The 15,404-nt window shown below is 63.8% G+C and carries 16 protein-coding genes; 12 read left to right on the forward strand and 4 right to left on the reverse strand.

The window, feature by feature from the left end; genetic code table 11:
• From QCE88_RS00505 to fliE, 4 genes are all read right to left on the reverse strand, one after another.
• Window positions 1–1,001: flagellar hook-length control protein FliK (locus QCE88_RS00505; protein ID WP_309898239.1), on the reverse strand; the 1,001-nt coding region annotated here is incomplete at its 3' end.
• A 109-nt stretch (window positions 1,002–1,110) separates the two neighbouring features.
• Window positions 1,111–1,440 (reverse strand): flagellar protein FliT, encoded by a 330-nt coding sequence (locus QCE88_RS00510; RefSeq protein WP_309898240.1) that lies wholly within the window; start codon window positions 1,438–1,440, stop codon window positions 1,111–1,113.
• A gap of 29 nt (window positions 1,441–1,469) precedes the next feature.
• Window positions 1,470–1,889 carry a flagellar export chaperone FliS gene (gene fliS / locus QCE88_RS00515; RefSeq protein WP_309898242.1) on the reverse strand — a complete coding sequence of 140 codons (420 nt, stop codon included), beginning with the start codon at window positions 1,887–1,889 and terminating at the stop codon, window positions 1,470–1,472.
• 237 nt (window positions 1,890–2,126) lie between these two features.
• On the reverse strand, window positions 2,127–2,495 hold the full coding sequence (gene fliE / locus QCE88_RS00520; protein ID WP_309898244.1) for a flagellar hook-basal body complex protein FliE: 369 nt from the start codon (window positions 2,493–2,495) through the stop codon (window positions 2,127–2,129).
• Window positions 2,496–2,792: 297 nt separating this feature from the next.
• On the opposite strand from fliE, the gene fliF reads away from it, so the two are divergent.
• From fliF to fliO, 12 genes are all read left to right on the forward strand, one after another.
• Window positions 2,793–4,562 (forward strand): flagellar basal-body MS-ring/collar protein FliF, encoded by a 1,770-nt coding sequence (fliF, locus tag QCE88_RS00525; protein ID WP_309898246.1) that lies wholly within the window; start codon window positions 2,793–2,795, stop codon window positions 4,560–4,562.
• A complete protein-coding gene (gene fliG / locus QCE88_RS00530; RefSeq protein WP_309829522.1) occupies window positions 4,552–5,547 on the forward strand; it encodes a flagellar motor switch protein FliG in 996 nt (331 codons plus the stop codon). Before fliF ends, fliG begins: the two co-directional genes overlap by 11 nt.
• Window positions 5,540–6,226 (forward strand): flagellar assembly protein FliH, encoded by a 687-nt coding sequence (gene fliH, locus QCE88_RS00535; protein ID WP_309898247.1) that lies wholly within the window; start codon window positions 5,540–5,542, stop codon window positions 6,224–6,226. The genes fliG and fliH overlap by 8 nt, the downstream gene beginning before the upstream one ends.
• Window positions 6,220–7,785 (forward strand): flagellar protein export ATPase FliI, encoded by a 1,566-nt coding sequence (gene fliI / locus QCE88_RS00540; RefSeq protein WP_409017991.1) that lies wholly within the window; start codon window positions 6,220–6,222, stop codon window positions 7,783–7,785. The genes fliH and fliI overlap by 7 nt, the downstream gene beginning before the upstream one ends.
• A gap of 65 nt (window positions 7,786–7,850) precedes the next feature.
• Window positions 7,851–8,306 (forward strand): flagellar export protein FliJ, encoded by a 456-nt coding sequence (fliJ, locus tag QCE88_RS00545; protein ID WP_309898249.1) that lies wholly within the window; start codon window positions 7,851–7,853, stop codon window positions 8,304–8,306.
• 37 nt (window positions 8,307–8,343) lie between these two features.
• On the forward strand, window positions 8,344–9,753 hold the full coding sequence (locus tag QCE88_RS00550) for a flagellar hook-length control protein FliK (RefSeq protein WP_309898251.1): 1,410 nt from the start codon (window positions 8,344–8,346) through the stop codon (window positions 9,751–9,753).
• A 787-nt stretch (window positions 9,754–10,540) separates the two neighbouring features.
• A complete protein-coding gene (locus QCE88_RS00555; protein ID WP_309898253.1) occupies window positions 10,541–11,503 on the forward strand; it encodes a trypsin-like serine protease in 963 nt (320 codons plus the stop codon).
• A 244-nt stretch (window positions 11,504–11,747) separates the two neighbouring features.
• Entirely contained in the window at window positions 11,748–12,650 is a 903-nt protein-coding gene (locus QCE88_RS00560; RefSeq protein WP_309898255.1) for a trypsin-like serine protease, read from the forward strand.
• Window positions 12,651–12,921: 271 nt separating this feature from the next.
• On the forward strand, window positions 12,922–13,410 hold the full coding sequence (gene fliL, locus QCE88_RS00565) for a flagellar basal body-associated protein FliL (protein WP_309898257.1): 489 nt from the start codon (window positions 12,922–12,924) through the stop codon (window positions 13,408–13,410).
• A gap of 23 nt (window positions 13,411–13,433) precedes the next feature.
• Window positions 13,434–14,432: a flagellar motor switch protein FliM gene (gene fliM, locus QCE88_RS00570; RefSeq protein WP_309898259.1), complete on the forward strand. Its 999-nt coding sequence runs from the start codon at window positions 13,434–13,436 to the stop codon at window positions 14,430–14,432.
• Window positions 14,425–14,859, forward strand: a complete 435-nt coding sequence (fliN, locus tag QCE88_RS00575; RefSeq protein WP_309898261.1) for a flagellar motor switch protein FliN — start codon at window positions 14,425–14,427, stop codon at window positions 14,857–14,859. Before fliM ends, fliN begins: the two co-directional genes overlap by 8 nt.
• Entirely contained in the window at window positions 14,856–15,374 is a 519-nt protein-coding gene (gene fliO, locus QCE88_RS00580; protein WP_309898263.1) for a flagellar biosynthetic protein FliO, read from the forward strand. Before fliN ends, fliO begins: the two co-directional genes overlap by 4 nt.
• Window positions 15,375–15,404 lie beyond the last annotated feature (30 nt).

Here is a 15,404-nt window from a genome sequence, read left to right on the forward strand (position 1 = left end):
CGCCAGGCGCGCTCGTCGGCGGCGTCGTCCAGCGAGCGGTGATCGCGCGGTTCGCGGGCGATCTCCCACTCGAAGCGCGTGCCGGGCCACGCCTCGCCCTGCCAGCGGAACTGCTGGTTCGCGAGCATGTCGAGCTGCTGGCGCACGACATTGAGCGTGGCCGGATGAATGCCCGCATCGGCCGATGCCTGCAACGCCGAGTTGTGTTCGCTCGGCCGCGCGGCCGGGGCGGACGCACTGCTTGTGCCGTACGCGTTGTTCGTGCCCTGTGAACTCGACAGCATCGCCGCCGGCGCATCACGCACCGATGCCGCGAGCGCGGCCGCCTGCTGGGGCGTCTGCGGCGTCGCGACGCCGCGCGCAGGGAAATCGGGCAGATCGGGCAAATCGGGGGAATCCGTGGCGGCGGCTTGCGGCGCGCGGGCGTCGTCGAGACCGGTGTCGCCGGTTGCGCCAGTGCTCAGCGCATCGCTGACGAAGTCGAGCGGCAACGCGCGCGTGCGGGCGTCGACGCGCGCCTGCGGCTCGTTGCCGAGCGATGCGCTGCTGCGCTGGCCCGCCAGCCATTGCACGAGGTGAGATTCGTAGAAGAGACCGCTTTCGTCGACGGTCTTCGCCAGTTCCACCGCGAGCACGCCCGCCGGCAGCGGCGGCAGGTTCTGCGTCGCGGCGCGCGCTGCGGCGACCGCGGCGGCGTTGGCGGAGAAAGCGGTGTCGAAGAGTCCGGTGGAAAGCGCCGCGAAGGCGCTGGCGGGACGGGGCGGCGTTGGCCAGAGCGGGGCGTCGCCGGTGACGGGCGGCGTCGCGCCGCCGAAACGGGAAATCACGTCGAGCGTGCGCGCCACGCTGGAGAAAGCGGTCTGCGTCGACGGCACCGGCGCGATGCTCGCCTGCGGCGTACCGCCGACAAGCGACGTGCCGGCCGGCGTGCCTGTCTGTCCGACGCTCGCGCCGGTGACGCCGCTGCCGCTCACGCCGTTCGGCGCGCGAAGGGCGGACATCAGGAGCTCGGTTCGGTTGGCGAGCAAGCTTGCGATCGCAGTATCGAGTCCACTCATGCCCACATCCTCAAGTACGCTGTGACCGGCTTCCGGCCAGGCGCAGTTGCGCTCAGCGCAGTCCCATCATCTTTTTCAGTACGCGCGCCGGGCTGTTCACCGTGAACAGCGCGGACAGGCGGGCGAGGCTCGGCGACGTCAGGTCGCGGATCGCGGCGTCGTCGGCCAGGATCTTCTTGACGAGATCGAGCTTGCGCGCCCGGGCGCTTTCATCGAGCTCCGAGCCGGAATCCACGTCCTTCAGCTGCTCGATCAACTCGCGGTAGGTGCCTTGCAACGTCTTCAGTTCGCTCCAGTCGCCGCCGCGCGCGGCCACGAGCATCTGGCCGGAGACCGCCGCAATGGCTTCGTAGTGGGCGAAATATTCTTGGATCGTCTTCATTCTTTCGAGGCAATCGACGCAGCCTTCCGTCATACGGGCGCTACGGTCATTTGAGCCACTTCCGGTGCGATGCCCACCCACGCTTCTTCGAGCGTCGCGAGCAGATTGTCGACTTCCACGAGCATCGTCTCGTCCTGCTTCAGGTTCGCTTCGAGCAGGCGGCGCGACATGTACGTATACAGTGCGTCCAGCCGTTCCGCGATCTCGCCGCCCGCGTCCTTGTTGAGCGCCTGCTGCAGGCCGCTCTCGATGATGCTGATGGCCTTCCCGATCGCCGCGCCGCGCCCGCCGATGTTCTTCTGCTGGAGGTGCATGCGCGCCTGTGCGATGGCCTGGCGCGCGCCCTGATAGAGCATCGTGATCAGCCGGTGCGGGCTCGCTCCCATCACCCCTGTCTGGACGCCCACGCGTGCGTAGGCGCTGGCTCCGGCGTGTCCTGGGGAATACATCTCTTGCGTCTCCTTTTACGATGCCCTGCTGCAATCCGCTGTCCGTCCGGTTTCGGTCCTGCGGGAAACCGGTGCTGGCGCCCGGCTCGCTCGCCGGGGCGAGCGAACCGGCGTTCGCCGTGCTGTTATGGGGGTTATCGGAGGAACGCGGCAAAGCTTTAGGACACAAGGCTCAGGAGGCGGCGACAGGGTCGGAAGAACAACCGTGGACGATTCGATCCGGCGCTGGACTGCGCGTCAGACCGAGATCTGCATGACGTCGTTATAGGCCGAGACAAGCTTGTTGCGCACTTGCAGGCCGAATTGCAACCCGACGTTCGCCTTCTGCATGTCCACCATCACGTCGTTCAGCGACACGTTCGGCGAGCCGATTTCAAACGCATGCGCTTCGCCGAGCGCCTTGGTCTGGTTGTCACTGATCTTGTCGATCGAGGTTTTCAGCGCGTCGGCGAAGCTGCCCACGCTGGCCGCGCCCGACTGGCCACCTGTCACGGCGCCCGTCGCCACGTTCGCGGCGCCTGCGGCAGACGTTCCGCCGGCGGCCTGCGACGCCATCGACTGGATGGAGGACAGCGCGGCCGAGAGCGGATTGATCGGAAAGTTCATGTTGACTCCGGAAATCAGTGATAAGCCGGCGGATCGCGTCCGAAGGCAGGACGGCCCGCGCCGCACGAGAGCGGTGGCCTGGGTTCGGCGCCGCCATTGCGGAGGTTCACCGAGTACGAAAAAGCTTAGCAGCGGGTGCCGTTTCAAAGCGCGGGAAGAACGGGGAAAACCCCGCTCTATTCGCTGAATCGAGTTGCAATCTTCTGCGGATAATCCCCATCGTGAAAAGTCCACTGTCGCCGCTTAAGAAGCGCGGCGGCCGCGGTGGAAGCGAAAGATTCGGAGCCTCGACGCTAAATGGAAACGCCCAACAACTCACTCATCACGCCCGATGCCAGACTGGGCCTGGCGGGCGCACAACCCGGCTCGGCCGGAACGGCAGGCCCGAGCCTCGCAGGCGGCGCCGACTTCGGCGGCTTCGCGCAGCGCGTGCCCATGCTCAACCAGTTCCGCTCGAACCCGCGCGTGCCGCTGATCGTCGCCGTCGCCATTCTGGTGATGGTCGTCGCCGGCCTCGTCATGTGGTCGCGCCAGCCGGACTACCGCGTCCTCTTCTCCAATCTCTCGGATCGCGACGGCGGCGCAATCGTTGCCGCGCTCCAGCAGGGCAATATCCCCTACAAGCTCTCCGACGGCGGCGGCGCGATCCTCGTCCCGGCCGAGCAGGTTCACGAAACGCGCCTGCGCCTCGCGAGCCAGGGCCTGCCGAAGGCCGGTTCGGTCGGATTCGAACTGATGGACAACCAGAAGTTCGGCATCAGCCAGTTCGCCGAGCAGGTCAACTATCAGCGCGCGCTGGAAGGCGAGCTGGAGCGCACCATCGGTTCGATCTCGTCGGTGAAGTCGGCGCGCGTGCATCTGGCCATTCCGAAGCCCAGCGTGTTCGTGCGCGACAAGGAACTCCCGACCGCCTCCGTGATGGTCAATCTGTATCCGGGGCGCGTGCTCGACGAAGGCCAGGTCGTGGCGATCGCGCACATGGTGGCGTCGGGCGTGGCGGACATGCCGGTCAAGAATGTCAATATCGTCGATCAGGACGGCAACCTGCTCACCAGCCAGAGCGCCGCCAACGGCCTCGACGCGTCGCAGCTGAAGTACGTGCAGCAGATCGAGCACAACACGCAGAAGCGCATCGACGCGATCCTCGCGCCGCTGTTCGGCGCCGGCAATGCCCGCTCGCAGGTCAGCGCGGACATCGATTTCTCGAAGCTCGAGCAGACCGCCGAAAGCTACGGCCCGAACGGCAACGCGCAGAGCACCGCGATCCGCAGCCAGCAGTCGAGCGAATCCAGCGAAACCACGGGCAGCGGCGCCTCCGGCGTGCCGGGCGCGCTGTCCAACCAGCCGCCGCAAGCCGCTTCCGCGCCGGTCGATGCCGCCGCGTCCGGCGCAGCTGGCGCCAGGTCCACGCCGCAGAACCAGCGCAAGGACACCACGACGAACTACGAAGTGGACCGCACCGTGCGCCACTTCGAGCAGGCGACCGGCGGCATCAAGCGCCTGTCGGTGGCGGTGGTCGTGAACTACGAGAAGAAGGTCGACGCCAAGGGCAACGTGACGATGACGCCGCTCGCCGCCGACAAGCTCGCGCAGGTGCAGCAGCTCGTGAAGGACGCGATGGGCTTCGACGACAAGCGCGGCGACTCGGTGAACGTGGTCAACAGCGCGTTCTCCGCCGACCTGAACGTGACGCCGGACGTGCCGTGGTGGAAGACGCCGGAGTCGATCGGCATGGGCATCCAGGCGGCGAAGTATCTGGGCATCGGCATCGTCGGGCTGTTCCTGTACTTCAGCATGGTGAAGCCGGCGATGCGCCGCGCGTTCCCGCCGCCGCCCGAAATCGCGCCGTCGCTCGCCGCACCGGACGAACTCTCGCTGCTCGACGGCCCCGCGGCCGGCGGCGCGAAGACGGACGATGAAGACAAGGATGCCGAGGTCAGTCTCCTCGGTCACGAAAGCAAGAAAGCCAAATTCGATCGCAATCTCGACTACGCGCGCATGGTGGCGCGTCAGGACGCGAGAATCGTTGCGACGGTTGTCAAGAACTGGGTGTCCGATGAACGCTGAAGGCCTGAATAAAGCCGCTCTCCTCCTGATGTCCGTCGGTGAGGAAGAAGCCGCCGAAGTTTTCAAGTATCTCGCGCCGCGCGAGGTGCAGAAGATCGGCGCGACCATGGCGGCGTTGAAGAACGTGACGCGCGAGCAGCTCGACAACGTGCTGACCGAATTCGTCAGCGAGGCGGAGCAGCACACGGCGCTGTCGCTCGATTCGAGCGAGTACATCCGCTCGGTGCTGACCAAGGCGCTCGGCGAAACCAAGGCCGGCGCGCTGATCGACCGGATCCTGCAGGGCAGCGATACCAGCGGCATCGAAGGCCTCAAGTGGATGGACTCGGGCGCGGTCGCGGAACTGATCAAGAACGAGCATCCGCAGATCATCGCGACGATCCTCGTCCACCTGGACCGCGACCAGGCGTCGGAAATCGTCTCGCTGCTGACCGACCGCCTGCGCAACGACGTGCTGCTGCGCATCGCGACGCTCGACGGCATCCAGCCCGCCGCGCTGCGCGAACTCGACGACGTGCTGACCACGCTCCTCTCCGGCAGCGACAACCTGAAGCGCGCGCCGATGGGCGGCATCCGCACGGCGGCCGAGATTCTCAACTTCATGTCGAGCAACCATGAGGAAGGCGTGATCTCGAACGTCCGCGAGTACGACGCGGAGCTTGCGCAGAAGATCATCGACCAGATGTTCGTGTTCGAGAACCTGCTCGACCTCGAAGACCGTGCGATCCAGCTGCTGCTGAAGGAAGTGGAGTCCGAGACGCTGATCGTCTCGCTGAAGGGCGCGCAGCCGGCGCTGCGCCAGAAATTCCTGTCGAACATGTCGCAGCGCGCAGCCGAACTGCTCGCCGAAGACCTGGATTCGCGCGGTCCGGTGCGCGTCTCGGAAGTGGAGCAGCAGCAGCGCAAGGTCCTGCAGATCGTCCGCAACCTCGCGGAAAACGGCCAGATCCAATTAGGCGGCAAGGCGGAGGATGCATATGTCTGACGCGCGCGCGCAGAAGGGTCCGGGCAACGCTTCGCTTTCGGCGTACCAGCGCTGGGAGATGGCGTCCTTCGATCCCGTCAACGTCACCGTCGACAACAGCGCGGCGGAACAGGCCGCGCTCGAGACGCACCTGCGCCGCGTCGAGGAAGACGCGCACGCACAGGGTCTCGCCAAGGGTCACGTCGCGGGCCAGGCGCTTGGCTATCAGGCGGGCTACGAACAAGGCCAGGCGAAGGGCTTCGAAGACGGCCGCAAGGAAGCGCTGGCGCAGGCCGCGCGTCTCGCCGAGATCGCCGATTCGTTCAAGACCGCGTTGCAGGCGGCGGATGCGGCCATCGCGGAAGCGCTCGCCGAACTGGCGGTCGATATCGCGCAACAGGTCGTGCGCCAGCATCTCGCGCTCGATCCGACCGCGCTGGTCGCGGTGGCGCGCGAGGTGATCGCGGCGGAACCGGAGCTGTCGGGCGCGCCGACGTTGATCGTCAATCCGGCCGACATGCCGGTCGTCGATGCCTATCTGAAGGATGAACTCGAAGGCGCCGGCTGGATCGTGCGCCCCGACCCGATCGTCGAGCGCGGCGGCTGCAAGGCGCATGCGGCGACGGGCGAAGTCGACTCGACCAATGTGTCGCGCTGGGAGCGCGTCGTGGCTGCCCTCGGGAGACACAAGCCGTGGTAAATCAACCCGCATCGTCCGCCGTGCACGGGAACCCGCACGCGCACCGCATCACGCAAGACGGCCTGAGCGCGCTCGAACAGGAACTGGCGCGCGCGTCGTTCGGCCCGCTCGCCGCCGATGAAGCCGCCGACGAGCCCACGCCGGAAGAACTCGCCGCGCGCACCATCGCCGAACTCGCCCAACTCGCCGGCAATCCGCACATCGACGCGTGGCGCGACAAGATCGACGCCCTGCGCGTGCGCAGCGCGCTCGCCAAGCCGCTGCGTCCGTGCGGCCGCCTGACGCGCGCCGCCGGTCTGGTGCTCGAAGCGGTCGGCCTGAAAATGGGTGTCGGTTCCGAATGCATGATCGAGTTGCCGCCCGGCAGTGCGATTCCGAGCGCCGAAGCCGAAGTCGTCGGCTTTTCGGGCGACAAGCTGTTCCTCATGCCGACCACCGAAGTGGCCGGTCTGCTGCCGGGCGCGCGCGTCTATCCGCTCGAAAGCGCGCCGATCAACGATCCGATGGCAGGCGCCAAGCGCCTGCCGGTCGGCTGGGAAATGCTCGGCCGAGTGGTCGATGCGTCGGGCCGTCCGCTCGACGGTCTCGGCCCGCTCAATGCGCGCGTCGACGCGCCGTTGTCGGCGAAGGTCATCAACCCGCTCAACCGCGAGCCGATCCACAAGGTGCTCGACGTCGGCGTGCGCGCGATCAATTCGCTGCTGACGGTCGGACGCGGGCAGCGCATGGGCCTGTTCGCGGGTTCGGGCGTCGGCAAGTCGGTATTGCTCGGCACGATGGCGCGCTACACGAGCGCCGAAGTGATCGTGATCGGGCTGATCGGCGAACGGGGCCGCGAAGTGAAGGAATTCATCGAGCAGATCCTGGGCGAAGACGGCCTCGCGCGCTCGGTGGTGGTGGCCGCGCCCGCCGACGTCTCGCCGGTGCTGCGCATGCAGGCCGCCGCTTACACGACGTCGCTCGCCGAATATTTCCGCGACCAGGGCAAGCACGTGCTGATGCTGATGGATTCGCTGACGCGTTACGCGATGGCGCAGCGCGAAATCGCGCTGGCCATCGGCGAGCCGCCGGCGACCAAGGGCTATCCGCCTTCCGTGTTCGCGAAGCTGCCGGCACTCGTCGAGCGCACCGGCAACGGCCCGGAAGGCGGCGGCTCGATCACCGCGTTCTACACCGTGCTCACCGAAGGCGACGACCAGCAGGACCCGATTGCCGACTCGGCCCGGGCCATTCTGGACGGCCACATCGTGCTGAACCGCTCGCTGGCGGAGGCGGGGCACTATCCCGCGATCGACATCGAACAGTCGATCAGCCGCGCGATGACCTCGCTCATCGACGACCGCCATCTCGAGCGCGTGCGCCTGTTCAAGCAGATGTTGTCGCGTTACCAGCGCAACAAGGACCTGATCAACGTGGGCGCGTATTCGAGCGGCCGCGATCAGTTGCTCGACCGGGCGATTGCGCTGTATCCGCGCATGGAGGCGTTCCTGCAGCAGGGTTTCAGGGAGCAGGCGCCGTTCGAGCCGAGCATCGACATGTTGAATCAACTCTTCGAATAGTTTTCGACTAGTATCCAGTTCATTAGTCAGAAGAAAGCCAAAAGACCATACGGGACCGTCACGCCATGTCCAAGAATCTGCCGATCAACACCCTCATCGAACTCGCGGGAGAAGAACTCGACGCAGCGACGAAGAAACTCGGCAAGCTCCAGCAGGAACGAAACGACCTTGAAGCGCAGCTGAATTCGCTCATCACCTACCGGGACGAATATCACGCGCGTTTCACAGCGTCGGCGCAACAGGGCACCACGGCGCAGACGCTGCGCAATTTCCAGGCGTTCGTCGACACGCTCGATTCGGCGATCGCGCAACAGCGCACGGCGCTTTTGATGGCCGATCAGCGCATCGAAGCCGCCAAGCCCGACTGGCGCATGAAGAAGCAGAAACTCGGCAGTTACGAAGTGCTGGCCGCGCGCGGCGAGGCGGTGCTGGCCAAGAAGGCGGCGCGCGTCGAACAGCGCGAGGCCGACGAGCACGCGGCCAAGATCCTGCGCATGCGCGCCGAGCGCGCTTCGTCCTGACCGATCAAACACTCCCACCGATTTCCAGAGGCTACGCATGTCCTCCGTTTCTTTCCTTGGCGCGCTGTCGGGCGCCTCGTCTTCGAGCAAGACCACGGCGCAGCGCGTAGCGAGCGCGGGCGCTTCGTTCGGCCTGACGCTGCAGGGCATCACCGACCGCGCCAACGCCGATGCACAGGCCGCCCGCGCGCTGGCCGACTCGTCACAGCAATCGGGCGATACGTCGAGCGTGCATGACGCGCCCAAGCCCGACGACCGTTCCGACGTCGCGTCGAAAACCGATGACGCCACCGATACGCAGAGCGCGTCGCAAGCCGACAAGACCGATCACGCCGATGCGAGCGTGAAGACGGGCGCGGCGTCGCGTCCGGGCAAGTCCGCGACGGCCGATGCATCGAAGCCGGCCGCGCAGTCCGCAGGCTCCGCGCAGGATACGGCGGCGGCCGCGCAGGCCAAAGCCAAGGCACGCGCGGACGCAGCCAATGCCGCCGACGACACCGATCCGACACTCGCGGACCTCACCGATGCGGCCGCCGCTATGGCGACGAGCGCGACCGACGATACGAAATCCACCGACGGCACCCAGAAAAGCGGCGATGCAAAATCGGCGCAGGATGCGTTGCAGGCGGCGCTTGCCGCGCTGAACCAGCAGACGCCCGCCGCGTTGCCGGCGAACGTTGCGACCGGTGCGGCGCGCGAAGTCGGCAAGGGTGGCGACGAGCAGACTGGTCTGCTCGCCAAGGGCGGCAAGGGCTCGGCGCTGATCGGGCTGACGTCCGCAGCAAACGCAAGCGCCGACGCTCATGCAGCCACCGCGCAAACCGATGTCGCGGCGCTCGCCGGTGGTCAGTCTGCCCCGGCGATGCCCGCCGACGCCGCGACCGCCGCATACAAGCAGGCGGCGGACGCCGCTGCCCACGCGGTGGCGATGCAATCGGCTTCGGCCAGTTCGACCGTCTCGGGCCCGCAAGGCTCGGTAGCGGCGTCCACCAGCGCGGCAATCGCGCCGCATGTCGGCTCGTCCGGCTGGGACGATGCGTTCAGCCAGAAAGTGGTGTTCGTGTCGAAGTCCGACCAGCAAAGTGCGGAGCTGACGCTCAATCCGAAGGACCTCGGTCCGCTGCAGGTCACGCTGCAGGTCTCCGAGAATCACGCGCACGCGTTGTTCGTATCGCAGCACGCGCAGGTGCGGGACGCGGTCGAAGCCGCCATGCCGAAGCTGCGCGAGGCGATGGAAGCGAACGGGATCAGCCTTGGCAGCGCGTCCGTTTCCGATGGCTCCGCGTTCGCGCGGCAGTCGCAGCAGCAAGGCGGCGACGGGCGCTCGGGGTCAGGCTCGGGCAGTGGGCGTGGAACGGGCGGTGTTGGCGGAGTGGACGATATCGGCACGGCAAGTGTGAGCGTGCCGGTGCGGCGTACCGTCGGGCTGGTCGATACGTTTGCCTGACCGATAAGCATCGCGCCGGGTTTCCGGCGCGATTCATCGACGGTTTGCGTGCCGCCGGCTCCGAGCGAAAGTCACCGTTGAACCTCTCCGTGCATAGCGAAGAGAAGCATAAGGCCGACTCGCCAGAGGCGGACAAACCCTTTTTAGAAACGCCTGCCGAAACGAACGAGAAACGCTGGCGTATATTTTGCCTCCAGTTGTCTCATCACGCGTAATTGAAGAGCACGGACGATTATCTGCATCGGCCGCGCATCGTCTCTTCAGGGCGGTGTCCGTTCACTCGTTGCAGGCTGTTTTTCCCGCCTTTTCAATCCCTCGGTTGACTAATCCATCCAGTGCAAAAAGTCAGACGTGTGACAGCCCTATTCACGTTTGCATCATTTGGATGCACGAATGTTGCAATCCAGACGCATAAGGCGTTCTCGAAAGTCGAAATTCATATTTCGGAACCGCTTGCCAAGTTTTATGGCTTAATGCTGTAAACCGCGCGCCACCTCTTGAAAACAGAATCTCTCTCGATTTTACAGAGCCAGGATCTCCACGCGATTTTGTTTCACAACGTTTTGAAACCCGCACTCGATTTCAGCATTACCAAGGAGCAACAATCAGATATCTGAGGAATCGCTCAGGTGAAATGACTTGGCGGTTGACCTGAATTCGACACCATGAAGCGTCGGTGTGAGCCGTTTGAAAACAAAGTCACAGCTGCTTCATTGACAAGTGTTCAGTGAGGGGGCCGCATTTCGACGCTTCGTCTGCATTACTCTCGAACCGGGACGCACACATAATGTGGATTAGAAATTTAATTACCCTTCTCTTCATCTTTTCTGTGGGGATTTCTCGGCTGACGCATGCCGCGGCTACTGATTATTCCGGCGCATACGTCAAGCTTACGTTTGGCCCGTCCGGAAACATTTGCGGAGGCGAACTTATTAGCAACACTATCGTGGCTACGGCACAGCACTGCCTGGTCGAAGCGAACAGCATCAGTGCAATTACTGTCTCTTATGGCAGCAGCTTTTCGTCTTCTCAGCAAGCTGTATCCACTGAAGAGGGCAAGGGATGGGTCAAGATTCCCGGAATTGACATAGCACTCATCAAGCTGCAACAGCCCGTTAGCGCTCTGGGATTTCAAATTCTGAAGCTTCCTCCCAAATGTACATCGCCGCAGATTTCCGACTTTAACTCTGACCCTGCCGTAATTTATCGTCAGACGACCAATCCCGCAAATATATTCGACGTTGCCATACTCCGGGTTTGGAACACGGTACTCTTGCCGGCATGGAGCTACGCAACATCGCCCGTTACAGGTATTGAAGTAGGAGCCGCACCGTTGTTTTCAGGCGCACCCTACCCAGGAACTTACTGGGTGGTACAACCAGCCTGGATGTTTGGTGATTCTGGCGGCCCCCTTGTCGATGGTAACGGTTTCTTGATCGGGATAGCGAGTTTCCTCGGCACGCCTGCCGATCTCCCCAACTCGACCGCCGAGTTCGCCTCTGTGGTGTGTACGGTCACCGACTCGATTCAAAGCGGCATGGCTTATCTCAACGGCAACTCCTGGCCACTTATCGTCAGTGCTTTACAAAACGCGTCGGTCGGCAGCACGACGCAATCGCCATTCAGTTCAACTGGCGTTTCGCCGCAACCGCAACAACAGGACAATGCAGCACAGGATTCGTCGTCAGATTCGTCGAATTTGATTCTCGATTTTGTGAATTTCCTGACGAATCTATTTAATCCTTCTTGATACTTTCCAGAACCGTCGAGTGATGAATATTTCGCCAACACTTTTGTAAACGGTGGCATTTTTCAAACCAATGGCGCAAGAGGGCTGACACGAATCTCCAGATTCGCCCGTCCGTTGCGGCAATAAAAACAAAGCGTGGAAAACCGGCCTTTTTCAAGCGATTCGCGAATCTTGGAATTACAGGAGGAAACGCGCCTGAAGCTTTTCATCTTGAGTGCTGCATCTATGAAATATTTATCCGATCATGTTCAAGAGAAATATCCAATTATTTTCGCTTCTTGGATCCACGTTATTTTCCGGACTGACACACGCTGCTGCAACCGATTACGCCGGTGCTTACGTCAAGCTCCACATCAACATCATAAACGACTGCGCGGGCGCCCTCGTCAGCCCAGATGTTGTGATTACCGCGCAACATTGTCTGACGGTACCGAGCCCGGTGACATCGATCAGCGTCGCATACGGGAGCGCTTTCTCCTCGTCTCAGGAAGCGGCGTCCACCGTGGAGAATACGGGCTGGGCACGCATTCCGAACAGCGACATCGCGGTCATCAAACTGCAGCAACCGGTTGTTCCCACCGGAACGCAGATCCTGAAACTTCCGCCCAAGTGTACGGCGCCGAAGGTCTCCGATTTCACGAATGATGCGGTAGTGGTTTATCGGCAAACGCCTCAATTCCTGCTCGTGGCTGCCGCGCTGAATATTTTCGGCTTGGCGATGTTGCCGCAGAGCGCATACGTCACGTCACCCATCACGTTCAATAGCATCGGTCCGGATTCAGAGAGCGCAGGAACCTTTTGGGCGGTGCAATCGGTCTGGTTCCTGGGCGACTCCGGCGGACCGCTCGTCGACAGCAACGGCGTCGTCGTGGGAACAGTCAGCGACGGCAATCCGCTGCAGGAATACGCCGCCGCGACCTGTACGGTTTCAGACTCCATTCAGACCGCCATCTCCTCGCTCGACGGAAACGCCTCGACGAATCCACCGACTACCTCAACCGCTAATGCGTCGGGCAGCACGACCCAGTCGCCCTTCGCATCCACACCGCAATCACCGACTGACGCCACGCAAAGTTCGTCCTCGCCTCTCGCCAGCATCCTCCAGACGCTTGCGAACGCATTCTCCAGCCTGTGGAGCGGTTCCTGACAGCCGGCCAACCTGACCAGGCTTGAAACGCGAGGCGGCCGCGCGCGCTGCGCCGTCGCCCCGCTTACCCGCCCGCCTCGCCGTCCACCACCCTCCTCCCTTCCGCCGGCGCCCAACAGTTTTCCGCCAATCCCCCGTTAACCCTTCAAACCCCGCCCGGCGCAAGGGTTCCATCAATCAGATGGAATAACCCCTAATCCCCCCTCTGTTCGACCCATCGCTTTACACCGCGATAGCCAACAATTCACCCTATCGAAAGAGGCACGCATTCATGGCTACCACGACCGCAAACCAGCAACCCATCGTTCCCGCCAAGGGCGGCAAGCTCAAGAAGATCCTGATCATCGCCATTGGCGCGATGGTTCTGCTCGGCGCGGGTGCCGGCGGCGCCTACTTCTTGCTCGGCAAGAACCACGGCCCGGCCAAGCCCGCTCCGGAGCCGCCGCCCGTGTTCTTCCCGCTCGATTCGCTCACCGTGAACCTCCAGTCCGACGACGGCACCATGCACTACCTGCGCGCGGGCCTCACGCTCAAGCTGCACGACGAGAAGGTGCAATTGCTGGTCACCGAGCACATGCCCGAGGTCCGCAGCCGCGTGCTGCTTCTGCTGTCGGGCAAGCGTCCCGACGACCTCGCCACCGTAGACGGCAAGAAACAGCTCGCCAACGAACTGCGTGCCGCCGTCGAGACGGCCGCGAGCACGGCCGAAAAGCCGGTGCGCGTCGAAGAAGTGCTGTTCACCGAGTTCGTCGTTCAGTAACGCGCATCAGCGAGTCAATATTCATGGGCCACGAAGAGTTCATGTCGCAAGAGGAGGTCGATGCCCTCCTCAAGGGCGTCACCGGCGAAATCGACCAGGTCTCCGACGAGACCAAACCCGTCGGTGTCCGTCCTTACAACATCGCGACGCAGGAACGCATCGTCCGCGGCCGGATGCCCGGCCTCGAAATCATCAACGACCGCTTCGCGCGCCTGATGCGCGTGGGCATCTTCAACTTCATGCGGCGGTCGGCGGAAATCTCCGTGGGCCCGGTGAAAGTGCAGAAGTACAGCGAATTCACCCGTAACCTGCCGATCCCGACCAACCTCAACCTGGTCCACGTGAAGCCCTTGCGCGGCACGTCGCTGTTCGTGTTCGACCCGAATCTGGTGTTCTTCGTGGTCGACAACCTGTTCGGCGGCGACGGGCGCTTCCATACACGCGTCGAAGGACGCGAGTTCACGCAGACCGAGCAGCGCATCATCAGCAAGCTGCTCAACCTGGTGTTCGAGCACTACGCGACTTCGTGGCGCAGCGTGAAACCGCTCCAGTTCGAATACATGCGTTCGGAGATGCACACGCAGTTCGCCAACGTCGCGACGCCGAACGAGATCGTCATCGTCACGCAATTCACGATCGAATTCGGCTCGACGGGCGGCACGCTTCACATCTGCATGCCTTACTCGATGATCGAGCCGATCCGCGACGTGCTGTCCTCGCCCATCCAGGGCGAAGCGCTCGAAGTGGACCGCCGCTGGGTGCGGGTGCTGTCGCAGCAGGTGCAGTCGGCCGAAGTGGAGCTGACGGTGGATCTCGCTGAAATCCGCTCGTCGTTCGAACAGCTGCTGAACATGCGCGCCGGCGACGTGCTGCCGATCGACATCCCCGAGCATGTCACGGCGAAGGTGGATGGCGTGCCGGTGATGGAGTGCGGCTACGGAATTTTCAATGGGCAATACGCGCTGCGCGTGCAAAAAATGGTCAGCGCGAGCGATACGATGAAGGAAGGTGGATATGAGTGACCTGATGCAGGAAGGCACGTTGCCCGGCGCGGATATCAAGGCCGACGACGCAGCCATGGACGACTGGGCCAGCGCCCTCGCCGAACAGAACGGCAACGAGGCGCCGGCGGTGGCATCGGCCGGCGTGTTCCAGCCCTTGTCGAAGGCCGCGGCGCCGTCCACGCGCAACGACATCGACATGATTCTCGACATCCCCGTGCAGATGACGGTGGAACTCGGGCGCACGAAGATTGCCATCCGCAACCTGCTGCAACTGGCGCAGGGCTCGGTCGTGGAACTCGACGGCCTCGCCGGCGAGCCGATGGACGTGCTGGTCAACGGCTGCCTGATCGCACAGGGCGAAGTGGTGGTCGTCAACGACAAGTTCGGCATCCGCCTGACCGACATCATCACGCCGTCTGAACGCATCCGGAAGCTGAATCGATGAAACGCGTGGCCGTCGCGCTGCTGTTCGCCGCGCCTTTCCTTCTGCCTGTGCTTGCCCACGCCGCCGACATGAACGCGGTGAACCACGCCGCGCAGATCGCCTCCGGCGTCGGCGCGGGCACCGCGGTGCCGTCGCTCGGTTTCGGCGCGGTCCTGCAGACGCTCGTCGGGCTCGCGGTCGTGATCGGCTTCGTGTTCGGCTGCGCGTGGCTCGCGCGCAAGTTCGGCTATCAGGGCGGCAAGCGCAGCGGGCTCGTGAAAGTGATCGGCGGCGCGTCGCTCGGCAACAAGGAACGCGTTGCGGTCATCGAAGTGGGCGATACCTGGCTCGTGCTGGGCGCCGGTCCCGGCAACGTGCGCCTGCTGCACACGATGCCCGCCGGTTCCGCGGAAGTGGACGGTATCGGCGTTGCCGCGCCCGGCGCTTCGCAAGCCTTGTCCGGCGGCTTCGGCCAGCGCTTCCGCGACGCCCTCGCCGGCGAAGCGAACAAGCGCCTGCAGAAGTTCGTCAAATAACGCGACGGTCATCCGCATCGGGCGTGCTCC

Source organism: Caballeronia sp. LZ035, from assembly GCF_031451175.1.
Classification (GTDB): Bacteria; Pseudomonadota; Gammaproteobacteria; order Burkholderiales; family Burkholderiaceae; genus Caballeronia.

What these genes read in the sequence shown, in the direction of transcription:
- QCE88_RS00510 (WP_309898240.1), bottom strand. Translation starts at nt 1,440, where the DNA reads ATGAAGACGATCCAAGAATATTTCGCCCACTACGAAGCCATTGCGGCG.
- fliS (WP_309898242.1), bottom strand. Translation starts at nt 1,889, where the DNA reads ATGTATTCCCCAGGACACGCCGGAGCCAGCGCCTACGCACGCGTGGGC.
- fliE (WP_309898244.1), bottom strand. Translation starts at nt 2,495, where the DNA reads ATGAACTTTCCGATCAATCCGCTCTCGGCCGCGCTGTCCTCCATCCAG.
- fliF (WP_309898246.1), top strand. Translation starts at nt 2,793, where the DNA reads ATGGAAACGCCCAACAACTCACTCATCACGCCCGATGCCAGACTGGGC.
- fliG (WP_309829522.1), top strand. Translation starts at nt 4,552, where the DNA reads ATGAACGCTGAAGGCCTGAATAAAGCCGCTCTCCTCCTGATGTCCGTC.
- fliH (WP_309898247.1), top strand. Translation starts at nt 5,540, where the DNA reads ATGTCTGACGCGCGCGCGCAGAAGGGTCCGGGCAACGCTTCGCTTTCG.
- fliJ (WP_309898249.1), top strand. Translation starts at nt 7,851, where the DNA reads ATGTCCAAGAATCTGCCGATCAACACCCTCATCGAACTCGCGGGAGAA.
- QCE88_RS00550 (WP_309898251.1), top strand. Translation starts at nt 8,344, where the DNA reads ATGTCCTCCGTTTCTTTCCTTGGCGCGCTGTCGGGCGCCTCGTCTTCG.
- QCE88_RS00555 (WP_309898253.1), top strand. Translation starts at nt 10,541, where the DNA reads ATGTGGATTAGAAATTTAATTACCCTTCTCTTCATCTTTTCTGTGGGG.
- QCE88_RS00560 (WP_309898255.1), top strand. Translation starts at nt 11,748, where the DNA reads ATGTTCAAGAGAAATATCCAATTATTTTCGCTTCTTGGATCCACGTTA.
- fliL (WP_309898257.1), top strand. Translation starts at nt 12,922, where the DNA reads ATGGCTACCACGACCGCAAACCAGCAACCCATCGTTCCCGCCAAGGGC.
- fliM (WP_309898259.1), top strand. Translation starts at nt 13,434, where the DNA reads ATGGGCCACGAAGAGTTCATGTCGCAAGAGGAGGTCGATGCCCTCCTC.
- fliN (WP_309898261.1), top strand. Translation starts at nt 14,425, where the DNA reads ATGAGTGACCTGATGCAGGAAGGCACGTTGCCCGGCGCGGATATCAAG.
- fliO (WP_309898263.1), top strand. Translation starts at nt 14,856, where the DNA reads ATGAAACGCGTGGCCGTCGCGCTGCTGTTCGCCGCGCCTTTCCTTCTG.